Raw genomic sequence first — 21,905 nt, 5'->3', positions numbered from 1 at the left:
ACCTAGACTAAACTAGTTACATCCACGCTTTTGTGGATGTTTCTATTTTGTATAGTAGGTAATTCACTTGCTCTACGAAGTCTTCATTCACTAACGGAAATCGAACATCTCCAGAAGCCGTATGAAAAGTAATATTCACCAATTTTCGCCTTCTCAACCAAATAGGCTGACTTACACTAATGGATTGTAATTTAAACGTTTCTATTACCACTTGAATTTTATTCCATAATCCAGTTGATTTTATTAAAAACTCTTCGCTAATTTCCAAATTTATTTTTTGGTATACTTTATATTGATAAAAGAAAAATAAAACCACATATACCAATGCTAATATAAGCAAAACAGGAAGAGAAAGTACTTCAAAAATATAGTTGAGTCCTATCGCCATCGTAAGTAAAGGAACGATTCCCCACAATAATCTACGGTAAAGCCAAAGCTTATGAGGCTTGTAAATTTTTCCTTCCTCCCGTTCGTGATGATGCAAAAATTCGCTTGCCTTAGTCGCTTTATCCCAAGATAAACCAGGAATATTTATTCTATTCTTTTTATGCGTTTCTGTACTGCTGGTTAAAGAAAGCTGCAATTGATACATATTTAGCTTTCGCTGAATTGGATTCGTGATCAATCGCAAAATTTGAACCCGATTGGGATGTAAAGATACTTTTGTATTGGTTTTTAATCCCATTTCTAATTCTAAACTATCTCTACTCTGCGTAAGTTTCAGTTCAAAATATTTAAGGAAGGTTTCTATAATGCTCACCACAATTCCCACAAGGAAAACAGCGACGAACATAAAAATCAATACCATAAGAATCTCCCCTACAGATTGAAAAGTATTCAGGTAATTCGCAGCTTCATCGGCATATTTATTTTCAGTAAACAAATCGGCGAACTGATTGTACAACGAGCTAAAAAAGATGAGAATAAGTCCGAAGCCTCTAAAATAGTTACTTGTCATCCCCAGTTTTAAAAGGTCGGTAAATGTCAAGCGATGCTCCCAATATGTTGTCTTTTTCTTTTCTTTAGGAAGACTTTCCGTAGCAATTTCGTTTTCTTCAGCTTTAGATTTTTCTTCAATAAAAGAATTTAATTTCTGTTGAAGCAACATAGCTTTCCCTTCAGATAGTGCTTTAATTTCAATCTCTTTTTCACTGCTTCCGGCAGATTCAATCACCACACTATAAACCCCAATAATTCGCTGAATAATAGAGCGTTTAAAATACACTTGCTGAATTTTATCGAACGAAATCGCAATGTTTTCCGAAGAAAAAACACCTTTATTCAATATAAATTCATCGGATTCATAATCAATATGAAAGATAAATTTCCGGTAGGAAAAAATACTGAAAATAAGAATAAGAATAGAAAAAGAAACTAATCCCAAAACTACATAGGTATAATTTAAGGAAGATGTTTTACCCAATATCACGTACACCGCAATGGCCCAAAGTCCTTTTAAGGATTTGTATAAAGCGCTTAAAAAAATAAGCACAATACCAACCAGAGATTGCCGTTCGGGCTGTGAAAAAGGCTTATTCATCTACTTCTTCATCAACAATTTTATGTGCAATCCACTCCTTTATATGCAAGGCTTTTTCTGGAGTGAGTCCAGGAATTTTAATATCACTCCCTTGTCCGCCAGCCGTAAAAATCTTTACATTTTTAAGCTTAAAATATTTATCCAAAAGACTTTGCGTTGTAGACACGTGCTGCACTCTATTAAAAGGAATAATAGTTGTCTTGATGACTAAAACTCCTTTTTGAAATAGAATATCCTTTTCTCTCACCACAAAACCATAATTTTTTTGCGCAAAGAAATGATAGGTAAAAATTAGTCCGATCAAAAATAAAGCGCCAAAAATTCCGAAAATTACAAAGCGAACTGCTAATAAATCTTTAATGTAGAGAACTGTGGCTACTATTAAGACAATAATCAAGAAAACACTTAATCCCGCCACAATCTTACTTAGTAATCTTTTAGAAACATGTTCTAAAATTTCTAAACGGTAATCTGGCAACTCCTTAGAAGGAATGGCTTTATTGATAAATGCAGTTTCAGGTTCTATGGCAGCCATTTTTTATCAAAATTAGGGGCTCTTTTTTCTAAAAAAGCGTCTCTTCCTTCTTTGGCTTCCTCGGTCATATAAGCTAAACGTGTTGCTTCTCCTGCAAAAACTTGCTGTCCTACCATTCCGTCATCAGTAAGGTTCATGGCAAATTTGAGCATTTTTATAGAGGTTGGACTTTTAGCCAAGACTTCTTGAGCCCATTCGTAGGCCGCATTTTCTAATTCTTCGTGAGGAACTACGGCGTTTACCATGCCCATATCAAATGCTTCTTGAGCCGAATAATTTCTTCCCAAAAAGAAAATTTCTCTCGCTTTTTTTTGTCCCACCATTTTTGCTAAATAAGCCGAACCATAGCCACCATCAAAACTGGTAACATCGGCATCGGTTTGTTTAAAGATAGCGTGCTCTTTACTGGCTAAAGTCATATCGCAAACCACGTGCAAACTATGTCCGCCACCCACAGCCCAACCGGGAACTACACAAATCACAGCCTTTGGCATAAACCGAATTAAGCGTTGCACTTCTAAAATATTTAAACGGTGGTAGCCATCTTCGCCCACATAACCTTGTTGGCCTCTGGCTTTTTGATCGCCTCCACTACAAAAACTATACACGCCATCTTTGGAAGAAGGACCTTCTGCCGAAAGCAAAACTGCACCAATACTGGTATCTTCTTGTGAATCGTGAAAAGCGTCTAAAAGTTCTGAAGTAGTTTTAGGTCGGAATGCATTTCTTACATCGGGTCTATTGAAGGCGATTCTCGCCACTCCGTTGCATTTTTTATAGGTAATATCGTCGTATTCTTTGGCAGTTTGCCAAGCAATTGAATTCATAATTTTCGTTTAATCTTGTTGGTCTAAATTTCATTTTGCGTTAAAAAAATAATGATTACTATTATTTTAACTTGTCTATTAATAGGCTTTATCAAATTTTTCAACACTTCAAATTTAAGGCTTTTGTATTTAATTTTGTATATTAAAGGTAGTAAAGACAGTTATTCAAAAACTTATGAGGATCTTAAACTTAAACTATTTACTTTTTTTACTCTTGGCACTTCCGTTTACCGGAATTGCTCAAGAACTCAATAATTCAAAAACTTTAGAACATAATATCACTTCCTTTGGCTGGGAAAGCTTTACGGAAGAATTTTCTGCACAAGATAATAAATCTGGTTTTTCAATGTTGGCGATGGCTAGAGAAGAAAAACCCTATTCATTTGATTTTGGTTTCACTGCAAAACAAATCAACTCTACCTCCCAATGGAATCACTTCTCTATTCATAGAGATACTAGAGAAATTAAGCTTTTAAAGCGGTTAGATCCTAATTGTAATTATCCCAATCACGGCATTTACCGCAGCAATTTAAATTGCCAACCTTATCCTATAATAGATGTGGAAGTAACAAAGAATTTCTCTTTTAGCATATAATTATCTTTATTTACTAAGCAAAAAAGAAGTATCTTTAAAAATGAAAAAATCACTCCTCTATATCGTATTTATGTGCTTTTTTGTCTTCCACAGTTGGGGGCAAGAAAAAAATGTGTTATTGGATTCTCAAAAGACGGTAAAAGAAGATGCTACTCCAAAGCTTTCTCGGTTTCTTCAAAATATAGAACTCGAAAAAGACTACGATTTTAATTTCGACAGAAATTTTTTAAATCCGAAAGGAATTAGCTTTAGAAAATTCTTTCGTAGTTCATCTTTTACCACGATGCAATATTCAAAAGATATTAAATATATGGAGACACTGTATCCCAATAGTAAGTATCCTAGCGGAATTTTAATGGAAGGAAGTAACCGCCTTACCATAAAATCCTTTCCCGAAGTAGACCCATAGACTAAAGTCTAAATTCTAAAAAACTTTTTTAGTTTCTTATACTTTAGCACCATCTTTGCTGTTTATAGCTTATATTGTTTGGTATGAAAAAGGCATTATTCATTTTTTTAGTCATTATATTTTCTTCCGCGAAAGCGCAAGAATTTTCTGGTTCTAATAGCTTCTCCTTTCCTAACAATGGATTCGATAATTTTATCTCCCTGCGAAATGCCACTTCTTTGACGCATTTCTATGGATTACAGATTAAAAAAAGAGAATTTAGCATTCCGCAAGGAAGTGTATATGGGGAAGATGTAAAAAAGACTATCGATATGCAAGGAATGGCGTGGGCAAAAGAACGTCAAAAACAGTTGGCAGCAGATAGATATGAGTTCCCAGAGAATCAAATATCTCAGATGAATTCTAACGTTAAAATTTTCGTGAATCAGTTTAATTTTGACCGACGAACCAATTCCGATTTTAATTATAACGGTACTACGCCAGACGGCGGCATAAGAAATGAGGTCTACGAAAGTCAAGAGCGTCCGTTTTATTTTACTCCGTATTACAGAAGTAATTCTTATCACAGAAGATCTAACCGCCCTACTTTTCATATTACTCGCTACTAAAATTACTACAAAATTTCTCTTCCTTTCTTATGAATAAATTTTTTATATTATTATTTTTATGCGCTTCCTATTCTGGTTTTGCACAACAAGACAGCATTGTAGACCAAGCCCATTACGAACGTTTTGAGGATAAATTATCTGCCAAAATGTTTACGCTCAACAGGTCCAATAATTTTGAATTGTATGATGAAAATGTTGATCAACGTATAAGATTAACACCCAATAGAAAAACTTCTTTAGGTATTTCTGCCAATTACGATATTTTGGCAGTTAGTTTGAGTTTTGCACCAGGCTTTCTAGCCGAAAATAAGGATAATAAAACCTCTAAACTCGTCGCTTTTTCAACCGATTTATTTCTAGGAGGCTGGATACAGCATTTAGATATGTATTACCAAAAAGGAATGACTTTAGAGCTATTAAATGATCCTTCCATCTACCTAAAAAACTTAAAAACCTTTAAAATTGGCGGAAGTACTTCCTTTAATTTTAATCCTAACTTCTCTTACAAAGCCAAAAATTTTGAAAACGAGAGGCAATTGCAAAGTGCAGGTAGTTTTATTCCTTCTTTATTGTATTACTACAGTTCTTTGCAACAAACCAAAGAAGCAGATTACAATACCAAAGCAAGGTTTGTGAACATAGCCTTTGCCCCCGCTTATCACTACAATTGGGTAATTGATGAGCATTTTTTGGTATCGGGAGGAATTTCTTTAGGACTGGGAATGACCCAAACCATAGATAGCGATCGCAGCGTTACCTCCTTGCTTACAACGAGCTCTGTAGATGTATCGGTGGGTTATAATACCAAGAATTTCTATGCAGGAGTAATTACGAAAGGAACATTACAAAAACAAAATAACGATGCCAATGTAGTGGGTGACGATACCATAAGATCTATTTCTTTCTTGGTGGGTTATCGCTTTAATGCGCCACAAATAGTAAAAGATGCAAATCATAAACTGAATGAATTTTTTAAGTTCGACTAATTTTACCTCTTTTTTCTTAAACCTGATGATTAAACAAGCGCTAAGTCTTACCTTGAAAAAAATACCAGACTAAATAATTCTTGTCGTATAGTCTGGTCTAAAATGACCTTTATCATAAAATCTTAGCCTAAAAACCCTTAGTTTTATGCGTTAAGAAATTAGATGGTAGACCCAAAAGCTGACGATCATTAATTGTAGAAATAAGTGGAGATAAAACATAAAATTGTAAACTATGAAAAGTAATTTTAAAGATATAATTAATTCTGAAACTCTAGTGTTAGTCGACTTCTTTGCCGAATGGTGCGGACCTTGCAAATCCCTGGCTCCAATTCTGAAGGAAGTAAAGACAGAATTAGGAGAGCAGATTAAAATCTTAAAAATAGATGTAGATAAAAACCAACCGCTGGCAACACAATACCAAGTACGTGGTGTTCCTACAATGATTCTGTTTAAAGAAGGAAAACAAATGTGGAGAGAAAGCGGAGTTTTGCAAAAAAGCGATTTGGTTTCTATCATTCAACAACATCAAAAATAATGAAGATAAATACCTATATAGATCACACCCAATTAAAAGCCACCGCAACTCCAAAAGATATTGTAACACTTTGTGAGGAAGCCAAAAAATATGATTTTTTTGCCGTTTGCGTCAACAGTTGTCACGTGGCTTTAGTTGCGGAAGAATTAAAAGATTCTAAGGTAAAAATTGCCGCGGTGGTTGGTTTTCCATTGGGTGCAAGTTCTTCGGAAGCAAAAATTTATGAATCGGAAAACTGTATAATAAACGGTGCACATGAAATTGATATGGTGTTGAATATTGGATGGCTCAAAGCAAATATGCATTCTTCTGTTGAAGAAGAAATTGCAGCGATTAAAAAAGCTATTGGAGAAAAAACTTTAAAAGTCATTCTTGAAATTTGTTATCTAAGCGATGAAGAAATAAGAATCGCCTGCCAGATTGCTCAACGTGCCGGCGCAGATTTTGTAAAAACCTCAACGGGTTTTGGAACCGGCGGCGCGACAGAGCATCATGTAAGAATTATGCATGAAGAAGTTGGCGATACGATGAAAATTAAAGCCTCTGGCGGAATCAAAGATACCCAAACAGCCATAAAATATATAAACATGGGAGTTAGCAGAATCGGTACCTCATCAGGTATCGAGATCGTAACCTCTACTAATAAAGATACATATGAGTACACATATTGAAGCTAAACCTGGCGAAATAGCCGAATCGGTTCTTCTCCCTGGAGATCCAATGCGCGCCAAATGGATTGCAGAAACCTTTTTAGAAAATGCGAAATGTTACAATAATGTTCGTGGAATGTTAGGTTATACGGGGACGTTTCAAGGAAAAAGAATTTCAGTGCAAGGAACTGGAATGGGAATTCCTTCCGCCCTAATTTATTGCCACGAACTTATCAACGATTATGGCGTAAAAAACTTGATTCGGGTGGGTTCGGCTGGAAGCTATCAAAAAGACATCCAGCTGCGTGATATTGTGATTGCGATGGCTGCATCCTCTACCTCGGGTATTAATAATTCTCGGTTTATAAATAGCGACTATTCTCCCACCGCCGACTTTGATTTATTCCTGAAAGCTGCACGCTATGCCAAAGAAAATGATATTCCCATCAAGGCGGGAAACATTCTTTCTAGCGATCAATTTTATGAAGATGGCCCCGAAGATTACAAGAAATGGGCAGATTATGGCGTGCTTTGCGTGGAGATGGAAGCAGCAGGGCTTTATACCATTGCAGCAAAATTTAACGTAAGAGCATTAGCGATTTTAACCATTTCAGATTCTTTAGTCACAGGAGAATCTACCAGCTCGGAAGATCGAGAAAGCAGTTTCTCTAAAATGATAGAAATTGCCTTAAATACGGTAGTGTAATATAGTACCAAAAGGATTACAAAATAAAGAGGCTGTCTAAAAAGTTTTGGAAACAGTCATTCTGAATTTTTTTCATAATCTCATCATATTGATTCGTAAATCTTTATGAGAACCTGAATCAAGTTCAGGTCGACAGAATCGACTTTTTAGACAACCTCTTTTATTTTAAACGGAGTTAATTCTTAGGAATTTCTAAAGCTCCAGTTCCATATACAAACTACTTTCCGATTGAGTTTCTGTTACTTCTTCTCCTTTTAAAACCTCATCATTCTCATTCAGAAGTTTTAAGTTGATTTTCCAATAACCCGTCATGGTTAAAGATAATACACCTTCGTACTTTTGAGTAGCAATATTATACGTTAAATCTTGATTGTTTGGCGAACTATGATTGCCCATACTCGGCATTCTTGGATCCAAGGTAATTTTGTAATCTTCCACCACAGGAAAAGTATTCATGTTTTCCATTTTGTAAAGTACCATTTCAAATTCGTTTTGCGCTACTTGAAATTTTTTGGGATTCACATAAGCCATAATATAACGGGTCTCATCGCTGCCTGTAAAAACTTGTGTTTTCTTAAGTCCGTCTATGGGTGATACGACGTCCAAATCTATTATTTTTTCTAGGACTTGCTCTTTAAAAGTATAATCGAGTTTTAGCTCCCAGCGCTCTGAATCATTATTGGGCATCTGAAAAACGATATAAGCTTTATAAACAGAATTTTCTTCGGAATTATTCAGCAATGTATGCGGTGCAGAATGACTCATAGTTTCCATATTCATCATGGGCATCCAAGTTGGTGACGCATTAGTAACATACTGATTAGTTTCCAAATCTTTGATTAGGATAGAAATTTCGTTGTAGCCAACTTCTAGCTGTTCTTTTTCTGAATACATCTGCAGCGTATGCCCTTCCGCAGAGATTTCATACAACAAGTTTAAATCTTCTACAGGATTGGTTTCTACAGCTGTGATTTCATCGTCATCACTAGAACAACTTCCGAAGAAAATAGAAAGAATAAGAATGTTAAAAATATATTTTAAATTTTTCATTTGATATGATTTTTAAGTTAATTAAACGTGTAAGAAAGGTTGATGTAGATGTTTCTCCCCATCCTTGGAATATTGCTCCAATCGGTATAGGTTGAATAATAGGTGTCGAAAATGTTCTCTATGCCTGCTTTTAAAAACAAGTCATTTTCTTGGATAAAGAAACGCTTTCCAAAACTTGCCGAAAGGGTGGCGTATGCTGCGGTTTTTGTTTCTCCATACGTAGGATTATAGTCGGTTTGCTCTCCTGCTCCCTTTACGAAAAGGGATGCGGAATATTGATTTTTATAGAAATTTAGTGTACTTCGATAAGAAAACGGACTTATTAACGGTAAATTCTCTTTCTCGTTATCCACTCCTCGGTGATAGGAAAGACTTCCTGATAATTTGAATGCCGGAGAAATACGATATTTTCCAGAAACCGAAGCATTAAAAAGCTGTGCATAATCTAAATTGGTATAGATTTTAACACCTTCGGCCCCAATGCTCATGGTACTTAGCGAAGAATCTACAACGCCAATAATGTAATTAAATACGTGAAAATAATTAGCTTCTGCAGTAATCTCAAAAGCTGTCTTTTTATAACTGAGAGAGATATTTGCTTCCGTAGAACTTTCTGTATCTAAATTTGGATCTCCAATATAATCATGGTTATCAAAACTATTAAACAGATAAAAACCATAGCCTTCTGATACTGAAGCTGCGCGTTCTCCATAAGAAATACCTGTATTCAAATGAAAATCCTTCCATCCTTTGTGATATTGAGCAGAAAAACTTTTTAAAAAGCGCGTATTAGTTTTATGCATTTCTGGATAAAAGATCCTTAAACTATTCAGTCCAAACTCATCGGCTACCGTATTGGAATGATACGCCAGGCGCGTTGAAAGTTTTAGGGAAGCTTTATTTAATGCGACTAAGTCTTCCGCATAAAAACCTAAATTTTTGGTGCGTACATCTGGCCAAGTAAGCATAAACATGAGAGACTCATTACTGTTGTTGGGATACATCGTCATTTCTGCATAAGACTTATTGTAAAATCCATCCAGCTTAAAAAATAAATTATGCTTCTCTTTATCAAGTTTTGCTTGCGTGTAAAACCCTGTGGTCTCACTCCATCCCGGCATATCCATATGAATTGGAACATTTGGACGTTTGGTATCGTCCATCACATGCTTAATGTGATTGTAGTATATTTTGGTTTCCCAGTCCTTAAAACTCCCAAATAGACTATCCTGATGAAAACTAAACGAACCAATAATCGCTCTTGCGAGTGAAACATCCATCGTCAATGCGGGATAGCCAACATCTCTCGCTTCGTCGAAAATTAACGTAGCCGAAATGGATCTATCTTTATCTAAAGCATATCCTGAATTTACAGAGAAGTTGTATTTTTCAAACTGGGAGAACTCCACTTCCCTACCACCACCGGCTTTATAATTGTCGGCTTTGCGATAAATTGCATCGGTATTGATATAAAATTTTTCATCAGAATAATTTAACTCCCCTCCCAATACTCGCGCAAGGTTGTTGCTTTCCAAAGCACTTTCTACGGAAGCATTCCAACCCGTAGACTTAAAATTGCTTTTATCTAATTTTAAGTTAATCCCGCCGCCAATGGTATTTCCAAATACGGCTCCTTGTTGACCAGATTCAATTTGCGCTTCTGCTAGGTTCGACACGTCTACATAAGAGGTAATCGGATCCATTTTATCTGTACAAGCGCCAAAAATTTGCATGCCATCAATGCTAATCGCCAAGCGCTCTGAAGCCATATCGTTCATAGAAGGCTCCCAAGCATAAGCTCCACGCTTTACCATTTGAATGCTACGGGAAGATTCTAAAAATTCATCTAAAGTAGCTAATGGTTTGTATTGTTGTTGATGGTTTAAATTTTGCTTAGTAGAAATGAGAATCACTTCTCCTAACTCTGTTAGCTTCAAGCTGTCTATAGGCTTCTCTTGTGCGAAAAGTGTTGACGTAAAAACACCCGCAAATAAAAGCCCCATTAGACAACCCATACGCATCTCCCAAAAGGGAGATACCGTTATAGATAGTTTCATGATGTACTAGTTTTGATAATTAAAAAGAATATTTCCCTAAATTGATTCTATGAAGGTTTAGAAAAACTTATAGCTAATTATCCTAACTCTGGCGGATGGTAAAGTTTTGAAATGAATTGAAAAGAATTCAAAGTGGAATGGTAAGCTATATTTTCTTTAGCATCCAGAATGACTTCCGGAGTAAAAATATATGCTGCAATACATTCTGAAATAATTACATGCGGAATTTCGGTTTTTGAAGTCTCATGGCTAAAAGGATTCTCCGTTTCTTCTGAAGCTTCTTTTGCTAGCATTTTACTGAGGTAACATTTTCCATTACATTCCATTTTGGGCTTATCCTTATTCTCACAAAGAGTGCTTACGATATGATCATAATTGATCACGTAATCTACGATAGGCCATAAAGGCTTTATCAACATTATCGAGGCGGTTATGAGGAGGAGTACACTTTTCACAAGGTAAAGATAGCACCTATACTCATTGTAAAAACTGATATTTGTCAGGTTTAAACTACAAAGTAGAAGTTTTTTTTTAGGACAATGCAAAAGATGCCACTTATCTAAAACTAAGCGACATCTTCGTTCGAATTAGGATTCTGTCAAGCGGATTCCTTTATCTTCTATACTAATTAATTTCTGCTTATAAAGTGTCCCGATGGCACGCTTAAAACTCTTTTTACTCATCTCTAAATGAGACTGAATTTCTTGAGGAGAAGATTTATCATGCAAAGGTAAAAACCCATTTTGCAATTCTAACTCATTTAAAATAGCTTGTGCATTAGGCTCAATACTTCTGTATCCTGGACGCTGAAGACCGATATCAATCTTATTATCTTTTCTAGTTTTCTTTACCCAACCTTTTAATTGATCACCGGTTTTTAACTCTTGAAAAATCTCATCGTGATAAATTAAACCTTGGTGCAATTCATTTACGATTACATTAAAACCCAATTCTGTTTTATTGGTCACAATGAGACGTACTTCTTCAAAAGGCTCTATAGTTAATTCTTCGTTATCTAAAAAGTGGTTCACTTTACTAGAAGCTACCAAACGTTCTGTGGCTTCATCTAAATAACAAAATATAAGGTACCAATGTCCTTCTTTCATTGGGTAGGCTTGTTCTTTAAAAGGAACGAACAAGTGTTTCTCCAATCCCCAATCTAAAAAGGCGCCAATAGCATTCACTTCTACACAGCGTAAATAAGCAAACTCATCTAATTTTACATAAGGTTTTAAATTGGTTGCTACAGGTCGCTCGTCGTGATCTAAATACACAAAAACATCTATCTCATCTTCTAGCTCAAAATGCTCTGGTTTATATTTATTAGGTAATAAAACCTCATTCTCTTTCTTTCCACTATCATCTTTAAGAAATAAACCAGGAGGTGTATCTCTATCTATCGTTAAGGTGTGCATTTGTCCTAAAGCTAACATAAGCGCGTATATTTTTTTGCAAAGGTAATACTTTATAATTTGTTGTGAGTAAATAAGAAGCTAGACCTGCCCGCCCGAAAGAATTCTTTCGGGCGGACGCTACTAGATTTTAGAAGTTCGACTAAATAGCTTTTTCATGTTAAATCAAGTGTTTAAATCTAGTTAGATATCCCGTTATATCTGAAAATGAAATAAGAGGAGATATAAATTTAAACATAAAAAAATCGTCTCCAAACTCCAATTTTTATAATCTAAACTGAAGTTTTAAGACGATCGTTATTTTTTAATAAGAAATTTCCTATTAATTATAAACAGCTTCTTTTTTGTAATGCTTCGTTAATAAGTAATACACTACAGCTCTATATTTATTGCTTCTAGATTTACCATATTTTTCAATTACAGCATTCATACCTTTTTCTAACTCGTCGCTATCCGTTAAACCCAATTTTTTAACTAAGAAGTTTTTTCTTACCGTTTCCATTTCTTTAGGATCAGATCCAGATACCGTAGAAGCATCTTTATTATAAATTGAAGGTCCGCAACCTTTGGCTACTTTTCTTAGCAAATCTACATCGTGTTTTTCTTCAATTTCATCGAGGTGTTTTAGGTAATCACCTATTTTTTCATCAAACTTACTCATATTGGTTTCTGTTTAGTGTTAGTATTAAATCTAAAATTAACCATTTTTTATTGAATTAAAAACAATATGAGTTAAGCTTTCTTGAATTATGGCAAAATAAACTTAAAATAGTCCTTTAAATAGGTATCATTAATTTCACTCGGTGTAAACACCTCTAATAACTTAGGCTTCTCATCTTCCGCGTACAGCGAAGTCAAACCTGCTTCCAATTCTTTTTCATTGGCCGCCGTTTGATATTCCAACCCAAACATCTTACATAAGTGCTCTGCCGTAAGTTCATGCTTGGTTTCAAAAAAGGTAGAAAAGTTTTTGGTTTCTTTGGCGCCAGGTAAAATTTTAAAGATTCCGCCTCCTTGATTGTTGATCAAGATGATTTTAAAATTTTTAGGAATATAATTATTCCATAATGCATTACTATCGTAAAAGAAACTCAAGTCTCCGCTTACTAAAGTAGTAGGGAATTTAGAAGCCACTGCCGCGCCCACGGCGGTAGAACTACTGCCATCGATTCCACTAGTACCGCGGTTGCAATACACATATTGTTCCTTATAAAACTTAAACAATTGTGCATACCTAATAATGCTACTGTTAGAAAAATGAATGAGTTGCTGCTTAGGGAAATGCTCTACAATTTGACTAAAAACCTTTAGGTCACAAAACGGAATTCTGTTAATATATTGGTTGTGATGTACGTCTCTACGCTCTTTTACATCGAGCCAAAAATCTCGATACCCACTTTTTGGTGCATCTACTTGCGGTAAAAAGTGTTTAAAAAATTCATTGGGCGCGATATCAAAATGTTTATTGAGGCAAAAATACGTGTTGAGTGCCGTTTTAGCATCAACGTGCCAATGTTGTTGCGGACTATAACTTCGTAAAAAAGCTTTTATTTTTTTTGAAATCACCAAACCACCAAACGTGAGGAGAATTTCGGGTTGCAATGTTTTAAAAGCTTCTTCGGGGTTTTCGCTTACTTCTAAAGGCGCAATTAATTTATCTATTCTGGTTACAAAATTTTCATGATGTAGATTGGAAGTTGTTTCCGTAAAGATTAACACTGAAGGATCTTTTGCCAATTCATCCAATAAAGCTTGCTCAATCTGATTAGGCTGTAGTACGCCCACCAACACCAGTTTTCTTTTAGCTTGGTTCCATAACGAAGCATATTTTTTTAAAGCTTCCGCGGAAATTGTTTTGAGTTCTCGAATGGGTTCTATCTCCAATGGAGAAATCAAAATCTCATCTACCATACCGTACAACGGCTCATAAAACGGAACATTAATATGTACGGGGCCCTTTTGCTCGATGGCAGTATTTAAGGCTAAATTAATTTCTCGCTCATTGTGCTTTCGCGCTTCAGAGAATTTTTGCTGAATTTTTTGATTTTCAGGAAAAGAATCTAGTGCTACTTCAGAATAAAGGTTAGCCGAATACAAAATATGATTCTGAAAAACATTTTTCTGCCTGATGGTTTGTCCGTCGCCAATATCAATACGCTCCACGGGACGATCTGCCGAAATGACCACGAGTGGGATATCGCTATAAAAAGCTTCGGCTATTGCCGGATAATAATTCAGCAAAGCACTTCCAGAAGTACATACCAATGCGACGGGTTTCTTTAATTGCTGTGCTAAACCCAATGCAAAAAAGGCAGCACTGCGCTCATCTACTACGCTATAGGCTTCTATTTGCGGATGATTGGAAAAACTTAAAGTTAAAGGAGCATTTCTAGAACCTGGAGAAATAACTACGTGGTGAATATCTTTGGAAAGACACAACATCACCACCGATTGTGCCAAAGGAATGCTGGAAATTTGCATATAAATAACGTGTTTTCCTACAAAAATAACCTTATTATTTACGAAAGCTTGATTTTAAAGTTAGGGTTTTCATAAAACCTTCTGCATAGTTTCTGCTTTTCGCTGCGTCTCCTCCCATTCATCTTTCGGAATAGAATCTTTTGTGATTCCGCCGCCCACATAAATCTCTAACCTATCTTTAAAAACTTGCATGCAACGCAAATTGACGTATAAATTGGTTTGCGTAGAAACCGATTGGTACGCCGAGTTTTCTACATTTCTACGCCGCGGATTCCTATTTTTTTGATATTGCATATTTAATTCGCCCAAATAGCCTGTATAAAAGCTTCTGTCGTAATTCTCTTCCTTTAGAATGTAATCGTAAGCCATTTTATAAGGCAAGCCGCAAACGGCAGGCGTAGGATGCAATTCTTTAATGATTTTCCCTAAACATTCTGGTTCAAAACTAGCTGTGATATTGGTTTTAAGGTGTAATACATTTCCTGCTCTTGCAGTACTGGGCTCTCCTACTTGCAAATTGCTCACCGCTTTAATGCAAGATAAACCCTCTACAATCGCTCTGGTTACCATTGCCTGTTCTTCCTTTTCCTTTTCTCCCCAAATAACATTTGTGGTTTCTTGGTAAACTTGAGTTCCTGCCAAGGCCATGGATTTTAAGCGTTTTCCTTCGGTTTTCACCAAAGTTTCTGGCGTGGCGCCTATCCACATTCCTACTAAGGGATGATACCAGCAATACACCATCGCATCTGGATAAAGGCTTAAGAGGTTTTTAAAATACGTAAAAGCATCCGTTTTTTTGAAGATTTCTTTTTTTCGGGAAACTACTATTTTATCTATTCCGGTTTTCTTTATGGTATCAATCGTTTTTTGCACCAATTCTTCATAGCGTCCTTGCTCGCCAAGCACTTCTTTGCAGAGATTCATGCTTAAATCTAACTCCAAAGATTCTTGAGTACACGATATCGCTTCCGCGGAAGCGTATGAAAAAATAATCGGCTTTTTTGAACAATTAAAAGGTGCGAATACAAAACCCTTTTCCTGAAAATCGTTTACATATTCTAGCGTATTATTAGGTTGCAACTGCGCTTTCACTTCACTTTCGCCAGGCTGACGATACATTACAAATGGCAATTGATGTTGAAAATGTTGCTGTATATGATTTTGAAAAGAATAAAAGTCCATAATTTATTTTTTAGGTAAAGCAATGGTAGTCAGTTTCACCGCCGAAATTAAGCTGCCTTCGGCGTCTGTAATTTTAATGTCCCACACCTGCGTGGTTCTTCCTTTATGGAGAAATTGAGCTTTGGCAAAAACCTCCCCGCTAGCGATACTTTTAATGTGATTGGCAGAAATTTCTATCCCCCGAATGTAAAAATGTTTACCGTCTAGAAAAATGAAACTGGCAGCGCTGCCTACACTTTCAGCCAGAGCGACCATCGCCCCGCCGTGCAAAACTCCATCGGGTTGATGCACTCTGGGCGTCACCGGCATTTTGGCGGTCAGAAAATCTTCCCCTACCTCAATAAACTCTATATCTAGCGTTTCCATTAACGTATTTTTACACATTTTGGCGCAAGCGGCAAGAATCTCTTCGTGGCTATATTTCATACATTTTAATTTAGGATTCCCTATTGAAAAATTTACTTTTGTAAAAGTACAAAATCCCAACAAGATGACTTCTATAGAAAAGCAAGTAACTTACCAAACCACCAACTCCTACTCTAGCTTAAATAAGTTGACCTCAAAAACCAAAAATATATGGATATGCTGCCACGGTTTAGGTTATTTGAGCAGATATTTTATACAGTATTTTAAAGCTTTGGATGAAGATGAGAATTACATCATCGCTCCACAGGCGCAAGCAAAATATTATCAATCTTCTAATTTTAAGCACGTGGGCGCTAGTTGGCTCACCAAAGAGGATACAGCTTTAGAAATGCAAAATGTATTGAAGTATTTAGATGCGGTCTTTGCGGAAGAAGTAGCAGGAAAAGACAAGAATTTAATCTTATTTGGTTATTCTCAAGGCGTTTCTATCATCACCCGATGGATGGCAGCAAAGCAATTGCCTGCCAAAGCTCTTATTTTACATTCGGGAAGCATTCCGCCTGAGTTACAAGCGGAACAGTTTGATTATCTAGCACCAGAAACTCCTGTTTTTTTGCTTTACGGAAATAAAGATCAATACATCACCGAAGAAAAATTAGCCGTACAAAAACAAATCGCCACTCGGCTTTTTGGAAACCGATTACAATTGCATCCTTTTAAAGGAAAACACGAAGTGAAGCCACAATTGGTCGCTGATATTATAAATAAAGCAGGGTTTTAAGTCAAATACTTCTATAAAAAACATATATTTTTATAAAAAATGTAGTTATTATGCAAGTTTTAAGGTTAAAGGTGTATTTTTGATTTGATGTAACCAGTTGGCAAACATTAAAACATAGCTATGAAAACATTTTTTTTAATTTCATTTTTATTAATTAATCTTCTTTCATTTTCACAGGAATTTCAAAAAAAATTTTTAGATATTAATAAAAATGAAATAACTAAAAAACAGTTTTACAAACAAAATGATTCTAAAACTAATCTCGATGTCTTTATTCAATCTGATTCATTAATAATTGGAATGCTCGTAAGAAGAAAGAATCAAGGTAAATTGGATAAAAAACAATCAAAGCAATTGACAGAATATCTTTCCCGAATATCGGGAGAAAAAATTGATTCCTCTAAAACGTTAGTAATTAATTATCTTTCTTCTACTCCTAAAACTCCATATTTTGGAAAAGTATCACAATGGACGATTTTTAAAAACGATTATTTAAAAAGTCTACATAAAATTCCTAATATCTACCAAATTTGGATTAATAATCCAGATAATCAAAACCTGAAATATTTTCACAACGATAGGATTAATTGGATTGAAGATTCAAATCGAATTATTGAAAACATTTTTTTCCCTTTTGAATTTGAATTTGGAAGTTTTGTAGTTATAAACTCTAACGGAAATTATATATCTTATTATGCCGAATATGGTAAAGAGGAAGTTCTTACCATAACTAAAGAATGTATCAAATTAAAATAACGTTTACCAACACCGGTAAGCGTTGCACAACTCTTTAATTTTAAAAGATACTACCCTAATAGTGCCATTTTAAGAACGCTATTATATTTAGCGGTGTATTAAAACACCTTGATACTATTGACTTATATACAATCTAAATAGTTTGAGTGAAATGTTTTTTAAACTAAAATCAAAAACTAGTAGACCTGCCACTCTTCTAAACTGTTTTTGAACAAATTTTAAGTTTTTTTAAGTTTATATAACATTGTATAATGTAAAATTCAAAAATTTTGTGAATCCTCAATCGAAAATACTCGCTTACCTACGCCCAACACTACTTTTTTAATACATTAGAATTAAATCAAATTCATTTCAACACTTTTATTTCAAAGTTAGAATTCAACTATATCATTCTCATCAATACGCACAAACTTAACATTTAGATTCTTCGGAATTTGGGGCTTAAAAAATATTCGTGCCGATTTACTCCTATTGGCTCTAATTCCAAACGTATACTCTTTACAATCTTTCACATTTAATTCTGTATTACTAGCACACAAATTAGCTTCATAAACATTTGAATTTTCGTCTACGAGTTGAAATTTTGTTAAGTCGATAGATTGTTTTACATCTGTATTATTTCTAATTTTTATATAAAATTCAATGAACTCGTAGCCCTTTTTTGATATTTCGTACATTGATTTTGTTCCTAAATGGTTACCAGCCGTCTTAACGTCTATAGCTTGACTCTTTCCTAAACCAGGTATTTTAAATTCAATATCATCTTAAAATTTATAATAACTTTTACGCTTGTATTTTTCTTGAGAAAATAAAAGAGCAGGAAATAATAAAACTAAAATTGTATACGAATGCTTCATACTCGTATGCTTTAAAGATTTAATAAATATAGAAATGAGATAATTGTGTATAACATTCTATAGGTCGACTCCCCCAAAATTAAGACAGTTAATTTGTGATTTTCAATCTTAAAGAAGTAAGTTTGAGTTGATGCAATTAATTGCCACAGATTTAAAAAATCCAAATTCAACTTATGAAATTTAAGCTTATAATCGTCTTACTTAGCCTATTTTCCAATAGTGTCTTGTTTGCAACTGACAGTATATCAAAACACTTACTTTTTTCACCCCAAAAAATGACTATTCAAAATGATGTGATTGCTATTCGTTCTTCGCAAATAGCAGATTTGAAAAGCTTTTTGAATACAAGTATTCAAAATGCATCCGCTGGAAAATGGAAAGTCAATACCAAAAATGGAGTTATACCTATAGATTTTCAAATAGATGCCAGCTTAAATAATTATGATGCGTATCAACTTGAGGTCCATACATCAGAAATTAAGTTAATTGCAAAAAACCGTAATGCGTTGCTATACGGAAAGCAAACCCTACTACAATTGTTGAATTATGCCAAATCAGAAAACAAATCACTTCCGAGAATAGATATCAATGATTGGGCTAATTTTGAAAGAAGAGGTTATATGTTGGATGTAAGTCGGGATAAAGTACCTAGGATGGAAAGTTTATACCAACTTATTGATCAATTGAGAGATTGGAGAATTAACGAATTACAGTTGTATACAGAGCACACCTTTGCATACAGAAACCATAAAGTGGTTTGGGAGAATGCGAGTCCGTTAACGGCTCTTGAAATTCAAAACCTGGATGCCTATTGTTTAAAAAAAGGAATTGATTTAGTACCGAATCAGAACTCCTTTGGACATATGGAAAATTGGTTAAAACATGATGCTTATTTGGATTTAAGTGAATGCGAAACAGATTGTAAAACCATTTGGGGAAAACGAAAAAAAACGGCATTGGCACCAACCAACCCAAAGTCGCTAGAATTGATGCAAGAATTATATGCTGAATTGCTACCTAATTTCATGAGTAAATATGCCAATATAGGTGGTGATGAAACGGTAGAATTAGGATTGGGAAAATCAAAAGCTTTAAGTGATGAGATTGGGAAAGGTCAAGTGTACCTTAATTTCTTAAAAGAATTAAATTCAGAAATAAATAAAAATGGAAAACTCACTCAGTTTTGGGGTGATATTGTTTTAAACCATCCAGAACTCATTCCAGACATCCCAAAAAATATGATCGCATTGGTATGGAGCTATGATGCAACTTATCCTTTTGATGAAAATCTTGCCAAATTTTTCGAAGCTGAAGTTGATTTTTATGTATGTCCTGGTACTTCCAGCTGGCGTTCGGAAATTGGTAGAAACCAAAATGCTTTTATAAATTTAAAAAATGCAGCCATAGAAGGGAAAAAATATGAAGCCAAGGGTTATTTAATTACAGATTGGGGTGATTATGGACATTTTCAACCCAAATCTGTGAGTTATCCTTCATTGGTTTTAGGAGCAAGCTACGCTTGGAATTATTCAGAAAAAGCTTTAGATAATTTAGATTTTCTGCTAAATAATTATGTTTTTAAGGACAATACGGGTTACACAGCTAAGGCTTTACAAATATTGAGAAATGCTTATTTAAAAGCAGAGATTCCCGCAGGCAATGCCAATGCTTTTCATTTAATGATTCGAAGGTACAAATGGACTATGAAAGGTCATTACCAAACGAAACATCTTACCAAAACAGGATTAATCGCAGCAAAACAGGAAATTAAAAAAGGATTAGCTCAACTACAGAAAGCCAAACCAACTTCTGTAGATGCCGATATTATTTTAAAAGAAATGAAACAAGCTTCCAATTTAGCCTTGTTTGGTATTCATCTTGGTTTAGAACGTTTAAAAGCCAAAGGAATGAAAACCGAAAACATTTCAACCAAAAGAAAAAAAGAGCTCGCTGCCGAATTGAGTACTTTAATACAAAAGCATAAAAAGATTTGGATGTTAAGAAATCGGGAAGGTGGTTTGAGCGATTCTGCAAGTAAATTAGAGGACTTAGTAAATTACTTGAAAGAATAACGGAAAGACCTCTATTTACACCGATTATCCCTATAAATCTAGAGATTTTAATTGTTTAAAATTTGATGAGACGAAATTGAGGCGTAAACAAGAAAATAATTTCTTCAACTTAAAGAGGTTATTAGGAAGCATTTAAAAAAAATTAAGTAATTTTAGAACGATGTGATAAGAGTTTTTTAGAGAAAAGTATCAACTTAATAATGTGTACTTAAAATTACACGAATCAAAATTATGGATAGAATTTTAAATACTAGAAGCACAATGTATTCTTCAAGTTTAAGCGATACTGATTTAAGAGATGCGTTGGAAAAACTTTTTAAAGAAAAGAAATTAAAGTTTATTGGAAAATTTAAAAGTCTATATGAGTTTGAAGCTTATGACACTTGGACATACATAACTTGGTATGTACCAAATATGAGAAGACAAATGGCCTATTTAAAAGGAAAAATAATCAAGTCAGAAAAAGGCTCCATCTTAAACTTAAATTTGAAACCAAATCCTGTCATAGCTATCTTTCCTATTCTTTTGATTTCCATCGGAATAATTATCTCTCTGATTGCCTTGTTTCAAAACGAAATTTCCATTTTTGGAATGGTTTTAATTGCTGTAGGAATAGTTTTTTATTTGTTCGGAGTATTTTTAAAAAATCGGTTAGAACGTAATTTTCAGAAGCATTTAGACTTACAAAAAATGTAAAAAAAAATTTCTTTATCACAGATGTATAATGCAATGCCGAGTAATAGCAAATTTTAAAAGACTTTTAGAAAGTAGAATATTAATTGGCATTTAGATATAAAAATGGTGTCAGGATTTTCGCTGAAATACACAAGGAAAGTAAATTTGAAATGCCAACATATTTGAAATTTCATTTTACTTCAGAAATAAAAATTTTACAAGTATATAGATCTTATTCATTTTCATTTATAACCCTCATTTTACTCTATGGATTCAACAATAATTTATGATTTTGATAAAAATTCTAATCTTAAAGACTGGGTGGTTGTAGATGATGTCGTGATGGGCGGAGAATCATCTGGCAATTATAAATTAAATGCAGATGGTTTTGGAGTTTTTGATGGCAGTATTTCTTTGGCGCATAATGGTGGTTTCTCTTTACTGCGTTACAAGTTTCAGAAATTAATGGTAAAGGATTATTCTAAAATAAGTATTCAACTAAAGGGAGATGGTAAAAAATATCAATTTAGGATCAAATCTAATTCCGCAGATTCTTATTCTTACATCGTTCCCTTTCAAACAAGTGGAGAATGGCAAAATATAGAGGTTCTTTTAAAAAATATGTATCCTAGCTTCCGCGGAAAAAAATTAAACCAACCCAATTTTTCTGAAGATCATATGGAAGAAGTCGTTTTTTTTATAGGAAATAAGAAGAATGAAGTTTTTAAACTTCTATTGGATAAAATTGAATTAAAATAATTCCTTATACAAAGAAAATAACAACGATTCACTAGGATTTATATTAGGGAATAACCAATAAATAGA

General features: G+C 34.4%; 24 protein-coding genes. 12 read left to right on the top strand and 12 right to left on the bottom strand.

The window, feature by feature from the left end; translation table 11 throughout:
- Positions 1 to 16: 16 nt before the first annotated feature.
- Genes RLT85_RS10835 through RLT85_RS10825 form a run of 3 tightly spaced genes read right to left on the bottom strand, consistent with a single transcriptional unit; the run spans position 17 to position 2,902 of the window.
- The gene (locus RLT85_RS10835) at positions 17 to 1,540 is read right to left on the bottom strand and encodes a PH domain-containing protein (protein ID WP_311402063.1); all 1,524 of its coding nucleotides are present in this window, start codon (positions 1,538 to 1,540) and stop codon (positions 17 to 19) included.
- A complete protein-coding gene (locus RLT85_RS10830; protein ID WP_311402062.1) occupies positions 1,533 to 2,075 on the bottom strand; it encodes a PH domain-containing protein in 543 nt (180 codons plus the stop codon). The genes RLT85_RS10835 and RLT85_RS10830 overlap by 8 nt, the downstream gene beginning before the upstream one ends.
- Entirely contained in the window at positions 2,063 to 2,902 is an 840-nt protein-coding gene (locus tag RLT85_RS10825; RefSeq protein ID WP_311402061.1) for a 1,4-dihydroxy-2-naphthoyl-CoA synthase, read from the bottom strand. The genes RLT85_RS10830 and RLT85_RS10825 overlap by 13 nt, the downstream gene beginning before the upstream one ends.
- Before the next feature lie 175 nt (positions 2,903 to 3,077).
- Here RLT85_RS10825 and RLT85_RS10820 point away from each other — a divergent pair, with 175 nt between their 5' ends.
- The 7 genes from RLT85_RS10820 to deoD all read left to right on the top strand — a co-directional run bounded on the left by RLT85_RS10820 (position 3,078) and on the right by deoD (position 7,391).
- Positions 3,078 to 3,497 (top strand): hypothetical protein, encoded by a 420-nt coding sequence (locus RLT85_RS10820; RefSeq protein ID WP_311402060.1) that lies wholly within the window; start codon positions 3,078 to 3,080, stop codon positions 3,495 to 3,497.
- Between the two features lie 40 nt (positions 3,498 to 3,537).
- On the top strand, positions 3,538 to 3,906 hold the full coding sequence (locus tag RLT85_RS10815) for a hypothetical protein (RefSeq protein WP_311402059.1): 369 nt from the start codon (positions 3,538 to 3,540) through the stop codon (positions 3,904 to 3,906).
- A gap of 83 nt (positions 3,907 to 3,989) precedes the next feature.
- The gene (locus tag RLT85_RS10810) at positions 3,990 to 4,514 is read left to right on the top strand and encodes a hypothetical protein (protein WP_311402058.1); all 525 of its coding nucleotides are present in this window, start codon (positions 3,990 to 3,992) and stop codon (positions 4,512 to 4,514) included.
- Between the two features lie 29 nt (positions 4,515 to 4,543).
- On the top strand, positions 4,544 to 5,500 hold the full coding sequence (locus RLT85_RS10805; protein WP_311402057.1) for a DUF4421 family protein: 957 nt from the start codon (positions 4,544 to 4,546) through the stop codon (positions 5,498 to 5,500).
- A gap of 232 nt (positions 5,501 to 5,732) precedes the next feature.
- Positions 5,733 to 6,035, top strand: coding sequence for a thioredoxin (trxA, locus tag RLT85_RS10800; RefSeq protein WP_311402055.1), 303 nt, complete (start codon positions 5,733 to 5,735; stop codon positions 6,033 to 6,035).
- Positions 6,035 to 6,706, top strand: coding sequence for a deoxyribose-phosphate aldolase (gene deoC / locus RLT85_RS10795; protein WP_311402054.1), 672 nt, complete (start codon positions 6,035 to 6,037; stop codon positions 6,704 to 6,706). The genes trxA and deoC overlap by 1 nt, the downstream gene beginning before the upstream one ends.
- The gene (deoD, locus tag RLT85_RS10790) at positions 6,690 to 7,391 is read left to right on the top strand and encodes a purine-nucleoside phosphorylase (protein WP_311402053.1); all 702 of its coding nucleotides are present in this window, start codon (positions 6,690 to 6,692) and stop codon (positions 7,389 to 7,391) included. The genes deoC and deoD overlap by 17 nt, the downstream gene beginning before the upstream one ends.
- Positions 7,392 to 7,583: 192 nt before the next feature.
- On the opposite strand, the gene RLT85_RS10785 is transcribed toward deoD, so the two are convergent.
- The 8 genes from RLT85_RS10785 to RLT85_RS10750 form a co-directional block, all read right to left on the bottom strand.
- A complete protein-coding gene (locus RLT85_RS10785) occupies positions 7,584 to 8,441 on the bottom strand; it encodes a hypothetical protein (protein ID WP_311402052.1) in 858 nt (285 codons plus the stop codon).
- A gap of 17 nt (positions 8,442 to 8,458) precedes the next feature.
- Positions 8,459 to 10,498: a TonB-dependent receptor plug domain-containing protein gene (locus tag RLT85_RS10780; RefSeq protein WP_311402051.1), complete on the bottom strand. Its 2,040-nt coding sequence runs from the start codon at positions 10,496 to 10,498 to the stop codon at positions 8,459 to 8,461.
- A gap of 77 nt (positions 10,499 to 10,575) precedes the next feature.
- On the bottom strand, positions 10,576 to 10,917 hold the full coding sequence (locus RLT85_RS10775) for a hypothetical protein (protein ID WP_311402050.1): 342 nt from the start codon (positions 10,915 to 10,917) through the stop codon (positions 10,576 to 10,578).
- 168 nt (positions 10,918 to 11,085) lie between these two features.
- Positions 11,086 to 11,931 (bottom strand): CvfB family protein, encoded by an 846-nt coding sequence (locus RLT85_RS10770; RefSeq protein WP_311402049.1) that lies wholly within the window; start codon positions 11,929 to 11,931, stop codon positions 11,086 to 11,088.
- A gap of 301 nt (positions 11,932 to 12,232) precedes the next feature.
- Entirely contained in the window at positions 12,233 to 12,571 is a 339-nt protein-coding gene (locus tag RLT85_RS10765) for a DUF2853 family protein (RefSeq protein ID WP_311402048.1), read from the bottom strand.
- 86 nt (positions 12,572 to 12,657) lie between these two features.
- On the bottom strand, positions 12,658 to 14,391 hold the full coding sequence (gene menD, locus RLT85_RS10760) for a 2-succinyl-5-enolpyruvyl-6-hydroxy-3-cyclohexene-1-carboxylic-acid synthase (protein WP_311402047.1): 1,734 nt from the start codon (positions 14,389 to 14,391) through the stop codon (positions 12,658 to 12,660).
- Positions 14,392 to 14,460: 69 nt separating this feature from the next.
- Positions 14,461 to 15,573: a chorismate-binding protein gene (locus RLT85_RS10755; RefSeq protein WP_311402046.1), complete on the bottom strand. Its 1,113-nt coding sequence runs from the start codon at positions 15,571 to 15,573 to the stop codon at positions 14,461 to 14,463.
- Between the two features lie 3 nt (positions 15,574 to 15,576).
- Positions 15,577 to 15,999 (bottom strand): PaaI family thioesterase, encoded by a 423-nt coding sequence (locus RLT85_RS10750; protein ID WP_311402045.1) that lies wholly within the window; start codon positions 15,997 to 15,999, stop codon positions 15,577 to 15,579.
- A gap of 64 nt (positions 16,000 to 16,063) precedes the next feature.
- Between RLT85_RS10750 and RLT85_RS10745 the strand changes: the two genes are divergently transcribed.
- Both RLT85_RS10745 and RLT85_RS10740 read left to right on the top strand, forming a co-directional pair.
- On the top strand, positions 16,064 to 16,720 hold the full coding sequence (locus RLT85_RS10745; protein ID WP_311402044.1) for an alpha/beta hydrolase: 657 nt from the start codon (positions 16,064 to 16,066) through the stop codon (positions 16,718 to 16,720).
- 120 nt (positions 16,721 to 16,840) lie between these two features.
- Entirely contained in the window at positions 16,841 to 17,476 is a 636-nt protein-coding gene (locus RLT85_RS10740) for a hypothetical protein (RefSeq protein ID WP_311402043.1), read from the top strand.
- 371 nt (positions 17,477 to 17,847) lie between these two features.
- Here the strand turns inward: RLT85_RS10740 and RLT85_RS10735 are convergent, their stop codons facing one another.
- On the bottom strand, positions 17,848 to 18,153 hold the full coding sequence (locus RLT85_RS10735; RefSeq protein ID WP_311402042.1) for a DUF4352 domain-containing protein: 306 nt from the start codon (positions 18,151 to 18,153) through the stop codon (positions 17,848 to 17,850).
- 455 nt (positions 18,154 to 18,608) lie between these two features.
- Here RLT85_RS10735 and RLT85_RS10730 point away from each other — a divergent pair, with 455 nt between their 5' ends.
- The 3 genes from RLT85_RS10730 to RLT85_RS10720 all read left to right on the top strand — a co-directional run bounded on the left by RLT85_RS10730 (position 18,609) and on the right by RLT85_RS10720 (position 21,839).
- Positions 18,609 to 20,405 (top strand): beta-N-acetylhexosaminidase, encoded by a 1,797-nt coding sequence (locus RLT85_RS10730; RefSeq protein ID WP_311402041.1) that lies wholly within the window; start codon positions 18,609 to 18,611, stop codon positions 20,403 to 20,405.
- A gap of 231 nt (positions 20,406 to 20,636) precedes the next feature.
- The gene (locus tag RLT85_RS10725; protein ID WP_311402040.1) at positions 20,637 to 21,101 is read left to right on the top strand and encodes a hypothetical protein; all 465 of its coding nucleotides are present in this window, start codon (positions 20,637 to 20,639) and stop codon (positions 21,099 to 21,101) included.
- A 246-nt stretch (positions 21,102 to 21,347) separates the two neighbouring features.
- Positions 21,348 to 21,839 carry a CIA30 family protein gene (locus RLT85_RS10720; protein WP_311402039.1) on the top strand — a complete coding sequence of 164 codons (492 nt, stop codon included), beginning with the start codon at positions 21,348 to 21,350 and terminating at the stop codon, positions 21,837 to 21,839.
- Positions 21,840 to 21,905 lie beyond the last annotated feature (66 nt).

This window comes from Mesonia ostreae (assembly GCF_031845265.1).
GTDB lineage: Bacteria > Bacteroidota > Bacteroidia > Flavobacteriales > Flavobacteriaceae > Mesonia > Mesonia ostreae.
The sequence above is the reverse complement of the archived record's forward strand: the minus strand, read 5'-3'. Positions and strand labels throughout refer to the sequence as shown.

Excerpts from the sequence above, each read along its gene's own strand:
- RLT85_RS10780 (WP_311402051.1), bottom strand. The coding sequence starts at position 10,498 with ATGAAACTATCTATAACGGTATCTCCCTTTTGGGAGATGCGTATGGGT.
- RLT85_RS10725 (WP_311402040.1), top strand. The coding sequence starts at position 20,637 with ATGGATAGAATTTTAAATACTAGAAGCACAATGTATTCTTCAAGTTTA.
- RLT85_RS10805 (WP_311402057.1), top strand. The coding sequence starts at position 4,544 with ATGAATAAATTTTTTATATTATTATTTTTATGCGCTTCCTATTCTGGT.
- trxA (WP_311402055.1), top strand. The coding sequence starts at position 5,733 with ATGAAAAGTAATTTTAAAGATATAATTAATTCTGAAACTCTAGTGTTA.
- RLT85_RS10720 (WP_311402039.1), top strand. The coding sequence starts at position 21,348 with ATGGATTCAACAATAATTTATGATTTTGATAAAAATTCTAATCTTAAA.
- menD (WP_311402047.1), bottom strand. The coding sequence starts at position 14,391 with ATGCAAATTTCCAGCATTCCTTTGGCACAATCGGTGGTGATGTTGTGT.
- RLT85_RS10730 (WP_311402041.1), top strand. The coding sequence starts at position 18,609 with ATGACTATTCAAAATGATGTGATTGCTATTCGTTCTTCGCAAATAGCA.
- RLT85_RS10745 (WP_311402044.1), top strand. The coding sequence starts at position 16,064 with ATGACTTCTATAGAAAAGCAAGTAACTTACCAAACCACCAACTCCTAC.
- RLT85_RS10815 (WP_311402059.1), top strand. The coding sequence starts at position 3,538 with ATGAAAAAATCACTCCTCTATATCGTATTTATGTGCTTTTTTGTCTTC.
- RLT85_RS10750 (WP_311402045.1), bottom strand. The coding sequence starts at position 15,999 with ATGAAATATAGCCACGAAGAGATTCTTGCCGCTTGCGCCAAAATGTGT.
- deoD (WP_311402053.1), top strand. The coding sequence starts at position 6,690 with ATGAGTACACATATTGAAGCTAAACCTGGCGAAATAGCCGAATCGGTT.
- RLT85_RS10785 (WP_311402052.1), bottom strand. The coding sequence starts at position 8,441 with ATGAAAAATTTAAAATATATTTTTAACATTCTTATTCTTTCTATTTTC.
- RLT85_RS10740 (WP_311402043.1), top strand. The coding sequence starts at position 16,841 with ATGAAAACATTTTTTTTAATTTCATTTTTATTAATTAATCTTCTTTCA.
- RLT85_RS10770 (WP_311402049.1), bottom strand. The coding sequence starts at position 11,931 with ATGTTAGCTTTAGGACAAATGCACACCTTAACGATAGATAGAGATACA.
- RLT85_RS10820 (WP_311402060.1), top strand. The coding sequence starts at position 3,078 with ATGAGGATCTTAAACTTAAACTATTTACTTTTTTTACTCTTGGCACTT.
- RLT85_RS10835 (WP_311402063.1), bottom strand. The coding sequence starts at position 1,540 with ATGAATAAGCCTTTTTCACAGCCCGAACGGCAATCTCTGGTTGGTATT.
- RLT85_RS10830 (WP_311402062.1), bottom strand. The coding sequence starts at position 2,075 with ATGGCTGCCATAGAACCTGAAACTGCATTTATCAATAAAGCCATTCCT.
- RLT85_RS10825 (WP_311402061.1), bottom strand. The coding sequence starts at position 2,902 with ATGAATTCAATTGCTTGGCAAACTGCCAAAGAATACGACGATATTACC.
- RLT85_RS10735 (WP_311402042.1), bottom strand. The coding sequence starts at position 18,153 with ATGTACGAAATATCAAAAAAGGGCTACGAGTTCATTGAATTTTATATA.
- RLT85_RS10755 (WP_311402046.1), bottom strand. The coding sequence starts at position 15,573 with ATGGACTTTTATTCTTTTCAAAATCATATACAGCAACATTTTCAACAT.
- deoC (WP_311402054.1), top strand. The coding sequence starts at position 6,035 with ATGAAGATAAATACCTATATAGATCACACCCAATTAAAAGCCACCGCA.
- RLT85_RS10810 (WP_311402058.1), top strand. The coding sequence starts at position 3,990 with ATGAAAAAGGCATTATTCATTTTTTTAGTCATTATATTTTCTTCCGCG.
- RLT85_RS10775 (WP_311402050.1), bottom strand. The coding sequence starts at position 10,917 with ATGTTGATAAAGCCTTTATGGCCTATCGTAGATTACGTGATCAATTAT.
- RLT85_RS10765 (WP_311402048.1), bottom strand. The coding sequence starts at position 12,571 with ATGAGTAAGTTTGATGAAAAAATAGGTGATTACCTAAAACACCTCGAT.